Consider the following 17,457-nt stretch of genomic DNA (forward strand, 5'->3'; position numbering starts at 1 on the left):
GCTCCACAAATGAAAAAGGGCGCCAATGGCGCCCTTCTTCATTAGTTGCGATGCATCAGTTTTGCAGCGCGGGTTGTTGCTGCGCCCCGTTGATCGGGATGCGCTTGGCTTTCGCCTCTTCCGGGATCACTCGCAACAGGTCGATGCTCAACAGACCGTTGCTCAGGCCGGCGGATTTGATCTCGATATGATCGGCCAACCGGAAGGACAGCTTGAACGCACGCTGGGCGATACCCTGGTGCAGGTAGGTCACGCTGTCGTTGCTCGCTTCGCGCTTACCACCGCTGATGGTCAGCACACCTTTTTCCACTTGCAGGTCCAGGTCGTCTTCCTGGAACCCGGCGGCGGCAACCACGATGCGATACTCGTCATCGCCATGTTTTTCCACGTTGTAGGGTGGATAGCTACTGCCCGGTTCGTTGCGCAAGGCGGTTTCGAACAGGTCGTTGAAACGGTCGAAGCCCACCGAGGAACGGAACAGAGGGGCCAGGGAAAATGCAGTACTCATGATTCAAATCTCCTGAAAAGTTCAGCAAGGTTTTTTGTCTCCGCGACCCGAATTCGGCATCGCGTAATCCCTATCTAGGGACCGCCAAAAACTTTTCAAGAGGTTGTTTTGAAATTTTTTTCAGGCCGCTTCGGTGCGCTGCACGCCGAGCAAATGGCCTACCGCGTCCAGGTCGGTTTCCCGGCGCAGGGCGGTAAACAGCTCCACCGCTTCGGGATAATTGCGAGTCAGCATCGCCAGCCACTGCTTCAACCGGCCGGGCGCCTGGCGTGGGGTCAATTGCTCGACCACCTGCACCCAGAAGTCCTGGAGCATCGGTTGCAACTCGGCCCAGGACAGCTCGATCACCTCTTCACCGGCCCTGGCCGCAGCGATCTGCCGGGCCAAATCAGGACGGGAAACGAGTCCGCGGCCGAGCATGATGTCTTCCACACCACTGATCTCGCGGCACCGGCGCCAGTCTTCAACGCTCCAGATATCGCCGTTGGCGAATACCGGGACCTTGACCACCTCCTGAACCCGTGGGATCCACTCCCAGTGGGCCGGTGGTTTATAGCCGTCGGTCTTGGTCCGCGCATGCACCACAATGTGCGCCGCGCCACCTTCGGCCAATGCCGTGGCACAGACCAACGCCCCATCCGGGCTGTCGAAACCCAGGCGCATCTTGGCGGTAACGGGAATGTGCCTGGGCACCGCGCGGCGCACGTGCTCGACAATTTCGTTGAGCAGCTCCGGCTCTTTGAGCAACACCGCCCCACCCCGTGATTTATTCACAGTCTTGGCCGGGCAGCCGAAGTTCAGGTCGATAACCTGCGAACCCAGCTCGCAGGCCAATGCGGCGTTCTCCGCCAGGCACACCGGATCGGAACCCAGCAATTGCACCCGCAGCGGTACGCCGGCAGCGGTCCGGGCACCGGTCAGCAGCTCAGGGGCAAGCTTGTGGAAATAGGCCGGTGTGAGCAGACGGTCATTGATGCGAATGAACTCGGTCACGCACCAGTCGATACCGCCAACACGGGTCAGAACGTCCCGCAGGATGTTGTCAACCAACCCCTCCATGGGCGCCAGGGCAATTTGCATGGAAAAACACACTCAACGAAAAACGTGCGGCAGTTTACCGGATTTTGCCCACAACATCGGAATTCACCACCAATCCCCTGTGGGAGTTGAGCTTGCTCGCGATAGCGCTGGGTCAGCTTGCATTGATACCGAATGTGCGGCCGTCATCGCGAGCAAGCTCGGCTCCCACACTGGATCCCGCGTGTTCACAGATTCTGCATCCACCACAGATCCCTGTGGGAGCGAGCTTGCTCGCGATAGCGCTGGGTCAGTCTATGAGAATGCCGGATGTCATCAGCGCAGGACCATAACCCTCGATGAACTCCGGCGGCATGCGCTTGGGCCTGCCAGTGGACAGTTCGATGCAAACAAAGGTGGTCTGGGCGCGCAGCAACGTGGTGTTGTCGCTGGGGCGAATCAGCTGGAAATGCCGATTCATCTTCAATCGCTGATCCCAGTCGACGATCCAGGTAGCCAGTTGCAGCTCGTCACCTTCGTAGGCCGCCGCCAGGTAATCGATCTCATGACGCACAACCGCCATGGCCCGGTCCAGCCGCCGATACTCCACCAGATCCAGCCCCAGGCGCTGGGAATGGCGCCAGGCACAGCGCTCAAGCCAGGTGACGTATACCGCGTTATTGGCGTGGCCCAGCCCGTCGATGTCTTCAGCATTTACTTGAAGATCAATAATGAACGGCGTTGCCCGATCCCAGCCCATGCCCCTCTCCCAGTCGAATTTGGTGGGGGCCAGTGTAACGGATCCGAGCTTGACCGCCATCGCGGCCAAGCCTTGCTCCCACAGATCAAGCCGATTGCCGTGCTTGCAGACTGCGCCCGGCCAGCAGGGATAACACGCCATCAATGACGCGAGGATCGGCCAGCACCCGCTGGTGGCCGCCCTGCGGCAAGCGCAGCAAGCGGCTGTCGAACCAGGCTTCGTGAATCAGTTGCGATTCCTTGACCGAAACGAAGGTGTCGTCCTCGGCATGGACAATCAGCCCGGGCACGTCCAGTTGGTAATGGGCGACATCCATCCTCGAAGCCGGCATGCCCACATCGTTTTCCACTTGGCGAATGAAGGCCGATCGCGCCTTGGGCGGCAGCCCCATCATCCGGGCGAACCCACGCAGCACGCCAAGAATGCGCGCAGGCGCCGCAATGCTGACCAGAGTCTCGGTCCGCAACCCCAGCTGAACCGCGAGCATGGCACTGGCACCACCCATGGAATGCCCAACCACGGCTTGCAGAGGTGGTAACTCCGCCGCGGCTTCGAGCATGGCCCTGGCAAACAGCAGGACATTGGCCTCGCGCCCAGGTGAGCGGCCATGGGCCGGGCCGTCCAACGCCACCACCGTGTAGCCGGCACCTACCAGCGCCGTGATCAGCGCGGCAAATTGCGTGGGTCGCCCTTCCCAGCCATGCATCAACAAGACGGTCGGACCTTTGCCCCAACGCAAGGCGGACAGACCGAAGCGTAAGGTGATGCGCTCGGAGGTCGCCAGCAATGGCAGCTCCCAATCCCTTGGCGGCAAGTCCCGGGGACGCATGAACAGCGATCGCATCTTCTTCGCCACCAGGCCCGGAGCCACCCATCCCAGCGTGCCATTGACGCCACGAATCCAGCTAAACCTGTTCATCGCTCATCTCCAGGGCTTGCGCCTTAGCTCATCGCACCGCCGACTTGGCAGCGCGCAGCAACCGATCCGATAACTCTCCCGGGCCCAACGCTCGCGCCAAGGCTAGGCCGCCGACCATCAGGGCAATGTCAGCCAAGGCCTTGTCGGCGTCTTCCGGGCTGGCCGCCAACTGCGCAACCATCAGCTCAATATGCTCATTGAGCACCTCACGAAACTCATCCGGCAGCCGCCCGAGCTCGCCGACCGATGCCGGGATCGGGCAGGCCAGATCGGTGGTATCACGGTGCTTGCGCGACAGGTAGAACGCGGCTGCCAGGGTTCGCCGCTCCTCACCGCTCAGCTCGGCATCCATGTCAGCGATCAAGCCACGACGCTGGCTGAGCAGTTGCTTGAATGCCTCGAGCATCAAGGCATCCTTGCTTTCGAAGTGGGCATAGAAGCCGCCCACTGTCAGCCCGGCGGCGCCCATCACTTCGCCGACACTCGGCTCGGCCGGACCCCGCTGAATCAGCGCAGCACTGGCGGCCTTGAGTATGCGTTCGCGGGTTTGCGCTTTTTTATCGCTCATCGTTACCTCCGAATATTACGACTGAAATATTATCCATGTAATAATTTTCCGCAAGCGGAAATTTTGACCGCTGGTCAGAAGCATCGTTAAAGGAATTGAAGATTGGCCGAACGCCAGACAAACAAAAGGGCCATTCAAGAATTGAATGACCCTTATAAAATCCCGCAGAGCGGGTAATCGTGGCGTCCCCTAGGGGACTCGAACCCCTGTTACCGCCGTGAAAGGGCGGTGTCCTAGGCCACTAGACGAAGGGGACACAAACCTTCTAACTTGATCAGCGCTGAGAACTGATCGATTCAAGGTCGGTGTGGCCAAACCTTGAACCTGTAATTGGTGGAGCTAGACGGGATCGAACCGTCGACCTCTTGCATGCCATGCAAGCGCTCTCCCAGCTGAGCTATAGCCCCGGATTTTTCGCCTCGCGGCGGAGCGACGTCTTGCAACATCGCTTCTGTAAAACTGGCGTCCCCTAGGGGACTCGAACCCCTGTTACCGCCGTGAAAGGGCGGTGTCCTAGGCCACTAGACGAAGGGGACGCAAACCCTTCTATACAACTGATCAACGCTGAGTGTTGATCGCTTCAAGACCGGTGTGGCCAGGCCTTGAAGTGTAAATTGGTGGAGCTAGACGGGATCGAACCGTCGACCTCTTGCATGCCATGCAAGCGCTCTCCCAGCTGAGCTATAGCCCCTCATCGCTGAGGACGGGGCGAATCTTAAGGGCGTATCCGAGGGCTGTCAAATTTATTTTCAACAAATTTGAAAGTTTTTTGCCGGGATAACAATCACTTACCGACAAACCCCGGAAAACCGGGGTATGTCCTGCCTCATCGAGCACTCAGGCAATCGCGCCCAGCAGTTTTTCCCACTCCTTGTTCTCCTTCTTCGACACACCACCGAGCAGATCGATGGCCTGGCGCAGACGGAAACGGGTCAGGTCCGGGCCAAGGATCTCCATGGCATCGAGCACCGACACCGAGCTGGCCTGGCCAGTAATGGCGGCGAACATCAGCGGCATGGCATCACGCAGTTTCAGCTCCAGCGATTCGACCACGGCCTGGATGGTCGCGGTGATGCTGTCCTTTTCCCACTGACGCAGACTTTCGAGCTTCCACAGGATCAGTTGCATCAATTGGCGCACCTGATCACCGGAAAGCTTCTTGGACTCGAACAGCTTCGCATCCGGGGTCACGCCGCCGGCAAAGAAGAAGCCGGCCAGGGGTGCGATCTGGCTGAACGTCTCCACCCTGCCCTGCACATGGGGAGCGATTTTCATCATGTACTCAGGGTTGAATGCCCACTTCTGTACACGCGCAGCAAACTCCTCCACCGGCAGGTCACGCAACCACTGACCGTTGAGCCAGGAGAGTTTCTCGACATCGAAGATCGGACCACCCAGCGACACCCGCGACAGGTCGAAGTGCTCGACCATTTCCTGCAGCGAGAACTTCTCGCGCTCGTCCGGCATCGACCAGCCCATGCGCCCCAGGTAGTTGAGCATCGCCTCAGGCATGAAGCCCATGCGCTCGTAGAAGGTCACCGACGTCGGGTTCTTGCGCTTGGACAGCTTGCTCTTGTCAGGGTTACGCAGCAGTGGCATGTAGCACAGCTGCGGTTGTTCCCAGCCGAAGTATTCGTAGAGCAGGATCAGTTTCGGCGCCGACGGCAGCCACTCTTCACCGCGCAAGACGTGGGTGATGCCCATCAGGTGATCGTCGACCACGTTCGCCAGGAAATACGTCGGCAGGCCGTCGGTCTTCATCAGCACTTGCATGTCCATGCGATCCCACGGGATCTCGACATCGCCGCGCAGCATGTCCGGCACCACGCAGACGCCTTCGGTCGGCACCTTCATGCGGATCACATGGGGCTCACCGGCGGCCAGACGACGGGCGACTTCTTCCTTGGACAGCAGCAGCGCGCGGCCGTCGTAGCGTGGGGTCTCGCCGCGAGCGATCTGCTCGGCGCGCATCTGGTCCAGCTCTTCGGCGGTACAGAAGCACGGGAAGGCGTGCCCCATGTCTACCAGTTGCTGGCAGTACTGCTGATAGATGTCACCGCGCTCGCTCTGGCGGTAAGGACCGTGCGGGCCGCCAACGTCCGGACCTTCGCTCCAGTCGATGCCCAGCCAGCGCAGGGCGTCGAAGATCTGCTGTTCGGACTCGCGGGTCGAACGCAGCTGGTCGGTGTCCTCAATCCGCAGGATGAACTCACCGCCGTGCTGCTTGGCAAAGCAATAGTTGAACAAAGCGATGTAAGCGGTGCCGACATGGGGATCGCCAGTGGGCGAAGGCGCGATGCGGGTGCGGACGGTGGTCATGGCATGTCTCGGAAAGAATATAAAAGCGAAGATGAAACAGGGGGCGAATGGTAACAGGCGATGGTGGGCGGGCTCCAGTGAGAGGGGGATTTGTGTGGCACCTGTCAGACCGAGGCACCTTCAATCGCGAGCAGGCTCGCTCCCACAGGGAACCAAGTTGTCCGGACTGGACGCGGTCCATTGTGGGGGCGAGCCTGCTCGCGATAAGGCCATTACCGTGGCCACACAACCTCAGACAGTCAGCAACCGCTCGCGCAGCTTGCCAATCTCGTCACGCAACTGCGCAGCCGCTTCGAACTCCAGGTCCCGGGCCAGCTGGTACATTTTTTCTTCCAACTGACGGATACGTTTGCTGATTTCGCTCGGCGAGCGCAGTTCGGCTTCGTAACGGGCGCTCTCTTCGGCGGCCTTGGCCATGCCCTTGCGCTTCTTGCTGCGCGAGCCGGGCACAGTGGCGCCTTCCATGATGTCGGCGACGTCCTTGAACACCCCTTTCGGCGTGATGCCGTTGGCCAGGTTGAAGGCAATCTGTTTATCGCGACGACGCTCGGTCTCGCCGATAGCCCGTTCCATGGAACCGGTGATGCGATCGGCATAAAGAATCGCCCGGCCGTTGAGGTTACGCGCCGCCCGACCGATGGTCTGGATCAACGAACGCTCGGAGCGCAGGAAACCTTCCTTGTCGGCGTCCAGAATCGCCACCAGTGACACCTCCGGCATGTCCAGGCCTTCGCGCAGCAGGTTGATCCCCACCAACACGTCGAACGTACCCAGGCGCAGGTCGCGGATGATCTCGACCCGCTCCACCGTGTCGATGTCCGAGTGCAGGTAGCGCACCCGCACACCGTGGTCGGCCAGATAATCAGTCAGGTCTTCGGCCATGCGCTTGGTCAGCGTGGTGACCAGCACCCGCTCCTCCACCGCCACACGCTTGGAGATTTCCGAGAGCAGATCATCGACCTGAGTCAGCGCCGGGCGCACTTCAACCTGCGGATCGACCAGCCCGGTGGGTCGCACCACCTGCTCGACCACCCGGCCGGCATGCTCGGCCTCGTAGTTGCCGGGGGTGGCGGAGACGAAAATCGTCTGCGGACTCACACTTTCCCATTCGTCAAAACGCATCGGCCGGTTATCCAGGGCCGAAGGCAGACGGAAGCCGTATTCCACCAGGGTTTCCTTGCGAGACCGGTCGCCTTTGTACATGGCGCCGACCTGGGGCACGCTGACGTGGGATTCGTCGATCACCAGCAAGGCATCGGCCGGCAGATAGTCATACAACGTAGGCGGTGGCGCGCCCGCCGGGCGACCCGACAGGTAGCGCGAGTAGTTTTCGATGCCGTTGCAGTAACCCAGCTCCAGGATCATCTCCAGGTCGAATCGGGTCCGCTGCTCCAGCCGCTGGGCTTCCACCAGTTTGTTGTTCGACCGCAAGTATTCCAGGCGCTCCTGCAATTCAACCTTGATCCCCTCGATAGCGCCCAGCAGGGTTTCCCGGGGCGTAACGTAGTGGCTCTTGGGGTAGAAGGTGAAGCGCGGCAGCTTGCGGATCACCTCGCCGGTCAGCGGATCGAACGCCGAAAGACTCTCCACTTCGTCATCGAACAGCTCGATGCGGATCGCCTCCAGGTCCGATTCCGCCGGGTAGATGTCGATCACGTCGCCACGGACCCGGAACGTTGCCCGGGCGAAATCCATGTCGTTGCGGGTGTACTGCAGGTCCGCCAGGCGACGCAGCAAGGCTCGCTGGTCGAGCTTGTCGCCGCGATCAACGTGCAAGACCATCTTCAGGTACGTTTCCGGGCTACCCAGACCATAGATGCACGATACCGTGGTGACGATGATCGCGTCCTTGCGTTCGAGCAATGCCTTGGTGGCCGAGAGCCGCATCTGTTCGATGTGATCGTTGATCGAAGCATCCTTCTCGATGAAGGTGTCCGAAGACGGTACGTAGGCTTCGGGTTGGTAGTAGTCGTAATAGGAGACGAAGTACTCCACCGCGTTATTGGGGAAAAACGCCTTGAACTCGCCATACAGCTGCGCCGCCAGGGTCTTGTTCGGTGCCAGCACCAGGGTCGGGCGCTGCACCTGGGCAATCACGTTGGCGATGCTGAAAGTCTTGCCCGAGCCTGTCACACCGAGCAGCGTCTGGTGCGCCAGTCCGGCCTCGATGCCTTCGACCATCTGGCGAATGGCTTCCGGCTGGTCGCCGGCGGGCTGGAATCGGGTGACTAGCTGGAATTCAGACATAACATAACCTCTGGGTTCACCCCTGTCGGCCAGCCAACAGGAACGAGAAAGACCGAAACGACTGATGTCGCCCGAGGAAAAAACTGGGATGCATACAATGTGGAGGTGAATGCCTTCGCTTTCAAGACGAACGTCCTACACGCCTTGAAGTCTTTGACGCCGCCAGGGGACTAACGGTCGAAAAAAAACGAAAATACTTACCTTAAAAACCGAATCGCCTGTCGCCGCGCCCGGTGATGGCCTCTATACTAGCTCCCCGTTTGTGCACCGCTCTAGTGCATTCGGCTGGAGCGCTACACGTCCCCTCACACTCCATTCAGAGCCGCGCAATAATGAGCCTGTTTTCCGCTGTCGAATTGGCACCACGCGACCCCATCCTGGGCCTCAACGAAGCATTCAACGCCGACACCCGTACCAATAAGGTCAACTTGGGCGTGGGTGTTTACTGCAACGAGGAGGGGCGCATTCCACTTCTGCGCGCCGTTGTCGAAGCCGAGACGATCCGCGTGGCCCAACACGTTTCCCGTGGTTACCTGCCGATCGACGGCATTGCCGCCTACGACCAGGCGGTCCAGACCCTGCTGTTCGGCAAGGACTCGCCGTTGATCGCCTCCGGCCGCGTCATCACCACCCAGGCCGTGGGCGGCACTGGCGCACTGAAGATCGGCGCCGACTTCCTCAAGCAACTGCTGCCTGACGCCGTCGTGGCCATCAGCGATCCAAGCTGGGAAAACCACCGCGCGCTGTTCGAAACCGCCGGTTTCCCGGTGCAGAACTACCGCTACTACGACGCCGCCACCCATGACGTGAACCGCAGCGGCCTGCTGGAAGACCTCAACGCCCTGCCCGACCGCTCGATCGTCGTGCTGCACGCCTGCTGCCATAACCCCACCGGCGTGGACCTGAGCCCGCAAGACTGGAAAAACGTACTGGACGTGGTCAAGGCCAAGAACCACGTTCCATTTTTGGACATGGCTTATCAGGGCTTTGGCGACGGTATCGACGAAGACGCCGCCGCCGTGCGCCTGTTCGCCGAGTCGGGCCTGACTTTCTTTGCGTCCAGCTCGTTCTCCAAATCGTTCTCGCTGTACGGCGAGCGCGTTGGCGCCCTGTCGATCGTCAGCGAATCGAAAGAGGAAAGTGCCCGGGTACTGTCCCAGGTCAAGCGTGTGATCCGCACCAACTACTCCAACCCGCCGACCCACGGCGCCAGTATTGTCGCAGCCGTGCTCAACAGCCCGGAACTGCGGGCCCAATGGGAAGCGGAACTGGCCGAAATGCGTCTGCGGATTCGCGGCATGCGCAACCAGATGGTGGATATGCTGGCTAAAGCCGCTCCGCAGCGGGATTTCAGCTTCGTCGCACGCCAGCGCGGGATGTTTTCCTACTCCGGCCTGACCGTTGAACAGGTGACGCGCCTGCGCAACGAGTTCGGCATCTATGCCCTGGACACCGGCCGCATCTGCGTGGCCGCGCTGAACCAGAACAACATCGATGCAGTGACCAAGGCGATTGTTCAGGTGATCTGAAGGTCGCCGGGATGAAAAAAGGGAAGCCAAGGCTTCCCTTTTTTTGCGTTCACGCTGACCCCGTGGCGAGGGAGCTTGCTCCCTCGCCACAAAAGCAACTCGTCGAAATTACAGCTCCGTCGCCCGCTGACTCGCGGCATCGTCGTAGATCACATACAACGACTCGGCAATCTGACTCTTGATGGCCTTGGTGCTTTCCAGCCCCAGGACAAAACCCTCGGCCTTGCCACCGGCACGGTTCAGTTCGTCAGCGGTGCTGGCCTGGGTGATGGCATCGTAGAGTTTCTCCGCGTGCGGTCCCACGCCCTTGGGCAAGCTGATCTGGGCGGTACTCATAGGCGCACCTCAGTGTGGTTGCCTGTGTGAAGCGGTAACAGATGATTCATGGCGCAAACCTTTGTTTGGCGAATGGCCGGTAGCGCGTTCAGCCACTTCCGGGGGACCATGGTAGCCCTCTCCTGCCGTTGCGGTAACCGCCAATCGCCGATTAATCGCCAACGGACCTGAGGAATGTGCCGGCCGGCAAGAGAAGCTTGACTTCTCTTTTCCAATCAGTAACATACGCGTCATTCCGCGATAGCTCAGTTGGTAGAGCAAGTGACTGTTAATCACTGGGTCCCTGGTTCGAGTCCAGGTCGTGGAGCCAGACAGCAGCAAATCAAGCCCCTGAATCGAAAGATTCAGGGGCTTTTTTGTGGGCGAAAGAAAGGGCTGATTGATTGAAAAGGCTTGCCGATGTCGCTGGCGGAACAATCAGTCAGGCCCGAACAGGCATCATGGTCTGAATCCTGCTTGAATTTGCCAGGCCCGACCGTCACGTGCACGTCATGAGGACGTCGCAAACTGGCGTTGTCCGCCAACAAACATCTCCATAACAACAAGGACGAAGACATGCCCACGCAACACCCGCACCGCAACAATGATCTGTGTACCTCCAGCAAGGTGTACACCGCGCTGACTGAACTCAAGCACCTGGAAGGCCACCGCAGCGCCAAATTCCTTTCGCTGCTGACGCAACACCTGGTGCGCAAGGGCTTGCTCAACGAGCAGGAAGTGGTGCACATGCTCGATCTGGTCGTCGATTGAGCAGCATCGATTCCTACTATTGAAGCGGTTGATTTTTCCTCCCCCCTGCTGAGTCGTAAGGTAACTCCATCGATTGATGGAGGTTCCCATGCCCAAGGTTCAAATCATGTCTGTCATTGGCAGCGCCGTGCCCGCCCCGCTCAGGGAGCGTGGTCTGTTGGCCTGCTGGTATCTGGTGCAGGACGGCGTCACCATCAGCGGTCCGCTGACTTCTCTGCCCGCCGCCCAAGCCCTGTCACAACGCATCGGCCCTTATCTGCTGACCGCCTAGGGCAATCGCACCCGCGGCTTGCTTTCGACGAACAGCGCCCAACACGACATGAACAGCGCGGCGATCAGCGGGCCGATCACAAATCCGTTCAGCCCGAACACCGCCAGCCCGCCCAAGGTCGAGACCAGGACCATGTAGTCGGGCATCTTCGTATCCTTGCCCACCAGGATGGGGCGCAGGAAATTGTCCACCAGGCCAATGACGAATATCCCGAACAGGGTCAATACCACGCCCTGCCAGATGGCCCCGGAGAGCAGGAAATACACTGCCACCGGCGCCCAGACCAGGCCCGCGCCCACCGCCGGCAACAGCGACAGAAAGGCCATCAGCACCGCCCAGAGCAATACCGTGGGAATCCCCAGGATCCAGAAAATCAGCCCACCCAACGCCCCTTGGGTGATGGCCACCAGCAGGTTTCCCTTCACGGTCGCTCGCACCACACGGTTGAACTTCAACTGCAGGCGACGTTTCTGGTACTCCGCCAGGGGAACGGCGGTACGGACCTTGCGCACCAGCTCAGGGCCGTCACGCAGGAAAAAGAACAACAGATAAATCATGACGAAGAAGCTCACCAGGAACTGAAACGTGCCCTGGCCGAAGCTGAACGCCTGGGTGGCGAAGAATTGGCTGCCTTGCATCGCGCCTTTGACGATTCGCTCTCGCAGCCCGTTCAGGTTACCCAGGCCAAAACGGTCGAGCAGGTTCTGGAAGTAAGGCGGCAAGGCATCCCGGAAGCGGGCCAGGTAATCGGCAATGTCCAACTCTCCGCTTTCCAGGCTCTTGTACAACGCCGCCCCTTCCTGGACCAGCAACGTACTGATGACGATCACCGGCAAGATCGCGATCACCACGCAAATACTCAATGTAAGCAACGAAGTGAGGTTGCGCTGCCAGCCGAGTTTCAGTTGCAGGCGGCGCTGCATCGGGGCAAAGACGATCCCCAGGATCACTGCCCAGAACACGGCGCCATAAAACGGCAGGAGGATCCAGATGAAAGCGATGGTGACCAGAATCAACATCAGCATCTGGGACTTGTCTTGCAGGGTCTTTCGGTTCATTTCTTTTCCATATCCTTGGCGCGATAAACGTTAGTCAGCCAGGATTCGCCGGAGTGCCTTTCCCTTTGCATCCGGTGTTGATCCAGATCAATTGCACGGTACCCGTCGTGGCGTACTCTCGGCGCTTTTTGCGATCCGACGCCACCATGCCCTTCGTTGCCCCCGAACTGCTCGCCCCCGCCGGCACCCTGAAAAACATGCGTTATGCCTTCGCCTACGGCGCCGACGCGGTGTACGCCGGTCAGCCGCGCTACAGCCTGCGTGTGCGTAACAACGAGTTCGACCACGCCAACCTGGCCTTGGGCATTGGCGAGGCCCAGGCCATGGGCAAGCGCTTCTATGTGGTGGTGAACATCGCGCCCCACAACGCCAAGCTGCGCACCTTCCTCAAAGACCTGGAGCCTGTGATTGCCATGGCACCGGACGCGCTGATCATGTCCGACCCCGGCTTGATCATGCTGGTGCGCCGGCATTTCCCGCAGATGCCGATTCATCTGTCGGTGCAGGCCAACACCGTGAACTGGGCCAGCGTCGAGTTCTGGCAACAGCAGGGCTTGAGCCGCATCATCCTGTCCCGGGAGCTGTCCTTGGAGGAGATCGCCGAAATCCGTGAGCAGGTGCCGGCCATGGAACTGGAAGTGTTCGTTCACGGGGCGCTGTGCATGGCCTATTCCGGACGTTGCCTGCTGTCGGGCTACCTGAACCGGCGCGACGCCAACCAGGGCAGTTGCACCAACGCCTGTCGCTGGAAATATTCGGCGCAACCGGCGCAGGAAAACGCGGTGGGCGATATCGTGCAGACCTGGCCAGCCGAACCGACCCTGGGCCTCGGCGCGCCCACCGACCAGGTGTTCCTGCTTCAGGAAGCGAACCGCCCGGAGGAATCGATGCCGGCCTTCGAGGATGAGCACGGCACCTACATCATGAACGCCAAGGATCTGCGGGCCGTACAGCACGTGGAACGGCTTGCCCGCATGGGCGTGCATTCCTTGAAGATCGAAGGCCGGACCAAGTCGCACTTTTATTGCGCACGCACCACCCAGGTCTATCGCCGGGCGATCGACGACGCCGTGGCCGGCCGGGAGTTTGACCGCAGCCTGATGACCGACCTCGAATCCCTGGCCCAGCGCGGCTACACCGAGGGTTTTCTACGCCGGCATGTTCATGATGAGTACCAGAACTATCAGAACGGCAGTTCAGTGTCGGAGCGCCAGCAGTTCGTCGGCGAATTGACCGGCCAGCGGCGCGAGCGTCTGGCCGAAGTCCGGGTCAAGAACCGCTTTGGCCTGGGCGATCACATGGAATTGATGACCCCCAAGGGCAACTTTCACTTCGACCTGCATCAACTGCAGAACGTCAACGGCCAGGGCATCGACGTGGCACCGGGAGACGGGCATGTGGTGTACGTGCCGATTCCGGATGCGGTGGATTTGCGGTTTGGGTTGTTGATGCGGGATGTGCGAGAAGCGTAGCGCCTGCACGGCCTCCCCAATCATGCAGACACCGCCAAACAATTGTGGGAGCGAGCCTGCTCGCGATAGCGCCTTCACAGTCAACATCGTTATTGACTGATCTACCGCCATCGCGAGCAGGCTCGCTCCCACAAGGTCGTGTTTGCCTGCGTCCGGCAAGAACTGCCGAAGGCTGCGATCCTCCTTTCCCGATAGGGCCCGGTTGCCCAGGCGAAACATCCGGATCGAGCACGAAAGATCGCAGCCTTCGGCAGCTCCTGCTGCACGACTCAGATGCGGAACTGCCCCACCAGTTTGCCCAGGCGTTGGCCCAGATCGGCCAGGCTGCGGGAGGTCTGGGCACCGAGTTGAGTTTCGTCGGCGACGCTGTCCACCGCCACGGCGATCTGGTGCACGCTGCGGTTGATTTCCTCGGCCACGGCGGTCTGTTCTTCAGCAGCGCTGGCGATCTGGGCGTTCATCGAATTGATGGTGCCGATCAACTGCGCCATGGTGTCCAGGGACGCCCCGGCCTCGTTGGCCTGCACCGACGTGCCATCGCCCGCTTCGCTGGAGCGGCGCATCGCTTCTACCGCCGCGTGGGTGCCCGACTGCAGACGATCAATCATGCCCTGGATTTCCTGGGTACTTTGCTGGGTCCGACTGGCCAGGGCCCGTACTTCATCAGCCACCACGGCAAAACCGCGGCCCGCTTCCCCGGCGCGAGCGGCCTCGATGGCGGCGTTCAGCGCCAACAGGTTGGTCTGCTCGGCGATCGAGCGAATCACGCCCAACACGCTGACAATCGAAGCCACGTCCTGTTGCAAACTGTCCAGGGACAAGCCGCTGCTGCGAATATCGTTCACCAGTGCATGAATCTGCTGGATGCTGCCGGCCACCACACGCTTGGCGGACTGGCCTTCTTCGTCGGTCTGCTGGGCCGCGACGGCGGCACCCTGGGCACTGCGAGCCACTTCCTGGGCGGCCGAAGACATCTCGTTGATCGCCGTGGCGACCTGGTCGGTTTCGTGACGCTGACGCTCCATGGCCTGCTCGGAGCGCTGTGCCTGCTCGGAAACCTGCGCCACCAGCCCAGTCAGCTGCGAGGTCATTTCGGTGATCTGCCGTACCAGACCGTGGATCTTGTCGACAAAACGGTTGAACGAGCCGGCCAGTTGGCCGAGTTCGTCCTGGCTGGTGATCGCCAGGCGGCGAGTCAGGTCGCCCTCGCCCGCCGCGATGTCATCGAGGTTGTCTTTCATCAGGTGCAGCGGCCGCAGGATGGCATTGGCCAGCAACATGCCCACCACCGCAATCACCAGCAATACCACCACAGCAATACCCACGATGCTCAGCAGAACGCCTTGCAGACGTTCTTGAACCTTGGCCTCAACCAGTGCTACCTGAGCTTCAATGCCGTCCAGGTTGACCGAGCTGCCGACCGCCATGTCCCACTTGGGCAAGTAGTCGGTGTAGCCGAGCTTTGGCACCAGTTCTTTGCTGTTTGGCAGTGGCGAGCTGTATTCCAGATAGTGTGTCCCGTCCTTGGCGACTTTCACCAGGTCACGGTTGACATAGACACCGTTGGGATCGCGGTTGTCCTTGAAGGTTTTGCCCACACCGTCGGGGCTGTTGGCCTTGAAGAGACGAACAGTTTCGGAGTCGTAACCGAAGAAATAGCCGTCCTTGCCGTAGGTGACGTTCGACAGCAGCTTGATAGCCTCGGCCCGCGCGGCGTTATCCCCGGGCGCCGACGCGTCGTACAACGGCTTGATGGCAGTAAGCCCCACCGCGACGTAATTCTGCAGGGTGGCCTTGGCGTCACTGAGCAAGCGCTCGCGGGTTTGCTGAACCTCTTTGCCGGCCTGCTCCTTCAGGATGAAGGCCGTGGTCAGGCTGATAATAGCGGCGGATAGCAATACAGGCAGTATTGCCAAGGACAGAACTTTAGCCTTCAGGCTCAGGCGCATACTGTTCACTCTTATCGGTTTTATGGCGTGGTTAACTGTGTTAACGGCACGGCGCGAGAAAACTGTAGGACAAGGTGAAGGGCTTGCGCCGAGTGGTCAGCTAAAGAGGTGCTGGATTTTGGGGGCCTTATCGCGAGCAGGCTCGCTCTCACATTGGATATCCTGTGAACACCCCTGTGGGAGCGAGCCTGCTCGCGATGAAGGCGACTGGGTCCCGAATTACAACACCATCGCCGCCACCCAGCCAAACACCAGCAGCGGCAAGTTGTAATGGATGAAGGTCGGGACCACGGTGTCCCAGATGTGGTGGTGCTGGCCATCGATGTTCAGCCCGGAGGTCGGGCCCAGGGTCGAGTCCGAAGCGGGCGAGCCGGCATCGCCCAGGGCTCCGGCGGTGCCGACGATGCAAACGATCGCCAGCGGGCTGAAACCCAATTGCAGGCACAGCGGCACGAAGATCGTCGCCAGGATCGGCACCGTGGAGAACGATGAACCGATGCCCATGGTCACCAGCAAGCCCACCAGCAACATCAACAGGGCGCCGATGCCCTTGTTGTGGCCGATCCAGGCCGCCGAGGTTTCCACCAGGCTCTGGACTTCACCTGTTGCCTTCATCACTTCGGCAAAGCCTGAGGCGGCGATCATGATGAAACCGATCATCGCCATCATCTTCATGCCTTCGGTGAACAGGTCGTCGGTTTCACGCCAGCGCACCACCCCCGATACCGAGAAAATCAGGAACCCGACCAGGGCACCGATGATCATCGAATCCAGCAGGAGCTGAATGGCAAACGCCGCCGCGATCGCCAGTCCCGCCACCAACAGGCTCAACGGGTTGTAGCGCACGGTCACCTGTTCGGCCCTGGCGATTGTTTTCAGGTCGTAGATGCGTTTTTTGCGATACGTGAAAAACGCCATGACCAAACCAAACACCATGCCCAGCGCCGGAATGCCCATGGCATGGGTGATGTTGATGTCACTGACGTCCACGCCGCTGCGGGCGACGTTGGCCAGCAGGATCTCGTTGAGGAAGATGTTGCCAAAGCCCACCGGCAGGAACATGTAGGGCGTGATCAAGCCAAAAGTCATGACGCAGGCAATCAACCGGCGGTCCAGCTGCAGCTTGGTCAGTACATAAAGAAGCGGCGGCACCAACAGCGGGATGAAGGCGATGTGGATCGGCAGAATATTCTGGGAGGCAACCGCTACCGTTCCCAGCAAACCGATCAGAACCCACTTGACCCCCGAGCCACCGGCGACGTCCTGGCGATCCACCATGGCCAGGGCTTTGTCGGCCAGGGCGTGAGCCATACCGGATTTGGCAATCGCTACGGCGAAAGCACCCAGCAAAGCGTAGGACAAAGCCACGGTTGCCCCGCCCCCGAGGCCGGCATTGAACGCCTTGAGCGTGGCGTCGATGCCCAGGCCGCCAGTCAGGCCGCCCACCAGAGCGCCGATAATCAGCGCGATCACCACATGCACGCGGGACAGACTGAGCACCAGCATCACGCCAACCGCGGCAATTACTGCATTTATCATCATTACCTCAAAGCACAGCGATGGAGAGCCACCGGACAAAAAGGTCGCGACTTTGCAGGAAGCGGCGAGAAGCTGCAAGGGTCATGCGGCGGGTTTTATATCCGCATGAGAGCGGGAACGCACCGATATCTTGAGTCCAGCCCCAAAACAATGTGGGAGCGAGCCTGCTCGCGATGGCGGTCTGTCAGTTGATATTGAAGTGGCTGACCCGGCGC

General features: G+C 60.3%; 15 protein-coding genes, 5 tRNA genes and 1 pseudogene. 5 read left to right on the plus strand and 16 right to left on the minus strand.

Annotated features, from left to right (window positions below; translation table 11 throughout):
• Positions 1-55: 55 nt before the first annotated feature.
• The 11 genes from T3A99_RS07495 to uvrB form a co-directional block, all read right to left on the minus strand.
• Positions 56-508: an Hsp20 family protein gene (locus T3A99_RS07495; RefSeq protein ID WP_047229249.1), complete on the minus strand. Its 453-nt coding sequence runs from the start codon at positions 506-508 to the stop codon at positions 56-58.
• A 120-nt stretch (positions 509-628) separates the two neighbouring features.
• The gene (locus tag T3A99_RS07500) at positions 629-1,588 is read right to left on the minus strand and encodes a tRNA dihydrouridine synthase (protein ID WP_047229250.1); all 960 of its coding nucleotides are present in this window, start codon (positions 1,586-1,588) and stop codon (positions 629-631) included.
• Between the two features lie 247 nt (positions 1,589-1,835).
• Complete coding sequence (locus tag T3A99_RS07505) at positions 1,836-2,285, minus strand: acyl-CoA thioesterase (protein WP_047229251.1); 450 nt, start codon at positions 2,283-2,285, stop codon at positions 1,836-1,838.
• Positions 2,286-2,370: 85 nt separating this feature from the next.
• The gene (locus T3A99_RS07510; protein ID WP_047229252.1) at positions 2,371-3,204 is read right to left on the minus strand and encodes an alpha/beta fold hydrolase; all 834 of its coding nucleotides are present in this window, start codon (positions 3,202-3,204) and stop codon (positions 2,371-2,373) included.
• Between the two features lie 28 nt (positions 3,205-3,232).
• Positions 3,233-3,772, minus strand: a complete 540-nt coding sequence (locus T3A99_RS07515; RefSeq protein WP_076383913.1) for a TetR/AcrR family transcriptional regulator — start codon at positions 3,770-3,772, stop codon at positions 3,233-3,235.
• Positions 3,773-3,952: 180 nt separating this feature from the next.
• Positions 3,953-4,028: transfer RNA gene (locus tag T3A99_RS07520), tRNA-Glu, on the minus strand.
• Positions 4,029-4,103: 75 nt separating this feature from the next.
• A tRNA-Ala gene (locus T3A99_RS07525) sits at positions 4,104-4,179 on the minus strand.
• Between the two features lie 53 nt (positions 4,180-4,232).
• Positions 4,233-4,308, minus strand: a tRNA-Glu gene (locus tag T3A99_RS07530).
• Positions 4,309-4,387: 79 nt separating this feature from the next.
• Positions 4,388-4,463 (minus strand) — tRNA-Ala (locus tag T3A99_RS07535).
• A 146-nt stretch (positions 4,464-4,609) separates the two neighbouring features.
• A complete protein-coding gene (gltX, locus tag T3A99_RS07540; RefSeq protein ID WP_047229254.1) occupies positions 4,610-6,091 on the minus strand; it encodes a glutamate--tRNA ligase in 1,482 nt (493 codons plus the stop codon).
• 231 nt (positions 6,092-6,322) lie between these two features.
• Positions 6,323-8,338 carry an excinuclease ABC subunit UvrB gene (uvrB, locus tag T3A99_RS07545; RefSeq protein WP_047229255.1) on the minus strand — a complete coding sequence of 672 codons (2,016 nt, stop codon included), beginning with the start codon at positions 8,336-8,338 and terminating at the stop codon, positions 6,323-6,325.
• A 332-nt stretch (positions 8,339-8,670) separates the two neighbouring features.
• Here uvrB and T3A99_RS07550 point away from each other — a divergent pair, with 332 nt between their 5' ends.
• Positions 8,671-9,867, plus strand: a complete 1,197-nt coding sequence (locus T3A99_RS07550) for an amino acid aminotransferase (protein WP_107322238.1) — start codon at positions 8,671-8,673, stop codon at positions 9,865-9,867.
• Between the two features lie 108 nt (positions 9,868-9,975).
• Here T3A99_RS07550 and T3A99_RS07555 read toward each other — a convergent pair whose 3' ends face one another.
• Positions 9,976-10,203, minus strand: a complete 228-nt coding sequence (locus tag T3A99_RS07555) for a hypothetical protein (RefSeq protein WP_047229257.1) — start codon at positions 10,201-10,203, stop codon at positions 9,976-9,978.
• 234 nt (positions 10,204-10,437) lie between these two features.
• Between T3A99_RS07555 and T3A99_RS07560 the strand changes: the two genes are divergently transcribed.
• The 3 genes from T3A99_RS07560 to T3A99_RS07570 all read left to right on the plus strand — a co-directional run bounded on the left by T3A99_RS07560 (position 10,438) and on the right by T3A99_RS07570 (position 11,224).
• Positions 10,438-10,513: transfer RNA gene (locus tag T3A99_RS07560), tRNA-Asn, on the plus strand.
• 245 nt (positions 10,514-10,758) lie between these two features.
• A complete protein-coding gene (locus tag T3A99_RS07565; RefSeq protein ID WP_047229259.1) occupies positions 10,759-10,953 on the plus strand; it encodes a hypothetical protein in 195 nt (64 codons plus the stop codon).
• Between the two features lie 88 nt (positions 10,954-11,041).
• Positions 11,042-11,224, plus strand: a complete 183-nt coding sequence (locus T3A99_RS07570) for a hypothetical protein (protein ID WP_047229260.1) — start codon at positions 11,042-11,044, stop codon at positions 11,222-11,224.
• On the opposite strand, the gene T3A99_RS07575 is transcribed toward T3A99_RS07570, so the two are convergent.
• A complete protein-coding gene (locus tag T3A99_RS07575) occupies positions 11,221-12,282 on the minus strand; it encodes an AI-2E family transporter (protein WP_047229261.1) in 1,062 nt (353 codons plus the stop codon). The genes T3A99_RS07570 and T3A99_RS07575 overlap by 4 nt on opposite strands.
• 146 nt (positions 12,283-12,428) lie before the next feature.
• On the opposite strand from T3A99_RS07575, the gene yegQ reads away from it, so the two are divergent.
• The gene (gene yegQ, locus T3A99_RS07580) at positions 12,429-13,754 is read left to right on the plus strand and encodes a tRNA 5-hydroxyuridine modification protein YegQ (protein ID WP_076386590.1); all 1,326 of its coding nucleotides are present in this window, start codon (positions 12,429-12,431) and stop codon (positions 13,752-13,754) included.
• A gap of 269 nt (positions 13,755-14,023) precedes the next feature.
• On the opposite strand, the gene T3A99_RS27835 is transcribed toward yegQ, so the two are convergent.
• The 3 genes and pseudogenes from T3A99_RS27835 to T3A99_RS07590 form a co-directional block, all read right to left on the minus strand.
• A complete protein-coding gene (locus T3A99_RS27835) occupies positions 14,024-14,845 on the minus strand; it encodes a methyl-accepting chemotaxis protein (protein WP_370695204.1) in 822 nt (273 codons plus the stop codon).
• A 36-nt stretch (positions 14,846-14,881) separates the two neighbouring features.
• Positions 14,882-15,703: pseudogene (locus tag T3A99_RS27840) on the minus strand (cache domain-containing protein); the annotation flags it as partial.
• A gap of 219 nt (positions 15,704-15,922) precedes the next feature.
• The gene (locus T3A99_RS07590) at positions 15,923-17,239 is read right to left on the minus strand and encodes a Na+/H+ antiporter family protein (RefSeq protein WP_160891366.1); all 1,317 of its coding nucleotides are present in this window, start codon (positions 17,237-17,239) and stop codon (positions 15,923-15,925) included.
• Positions 17,240-17,457 lie beyond the last annotated feature (218 nt).

The organism is Pseudomonas sp. N-137 (assembly GCF_034555295.1).
GTDB lineage: Bacteria > Pseudomonadota > Gammaproteobacteria > Pseudomonadales > Pseudomonadaceae > Aquipseudomonas > Aquipseudomonas rhizophila.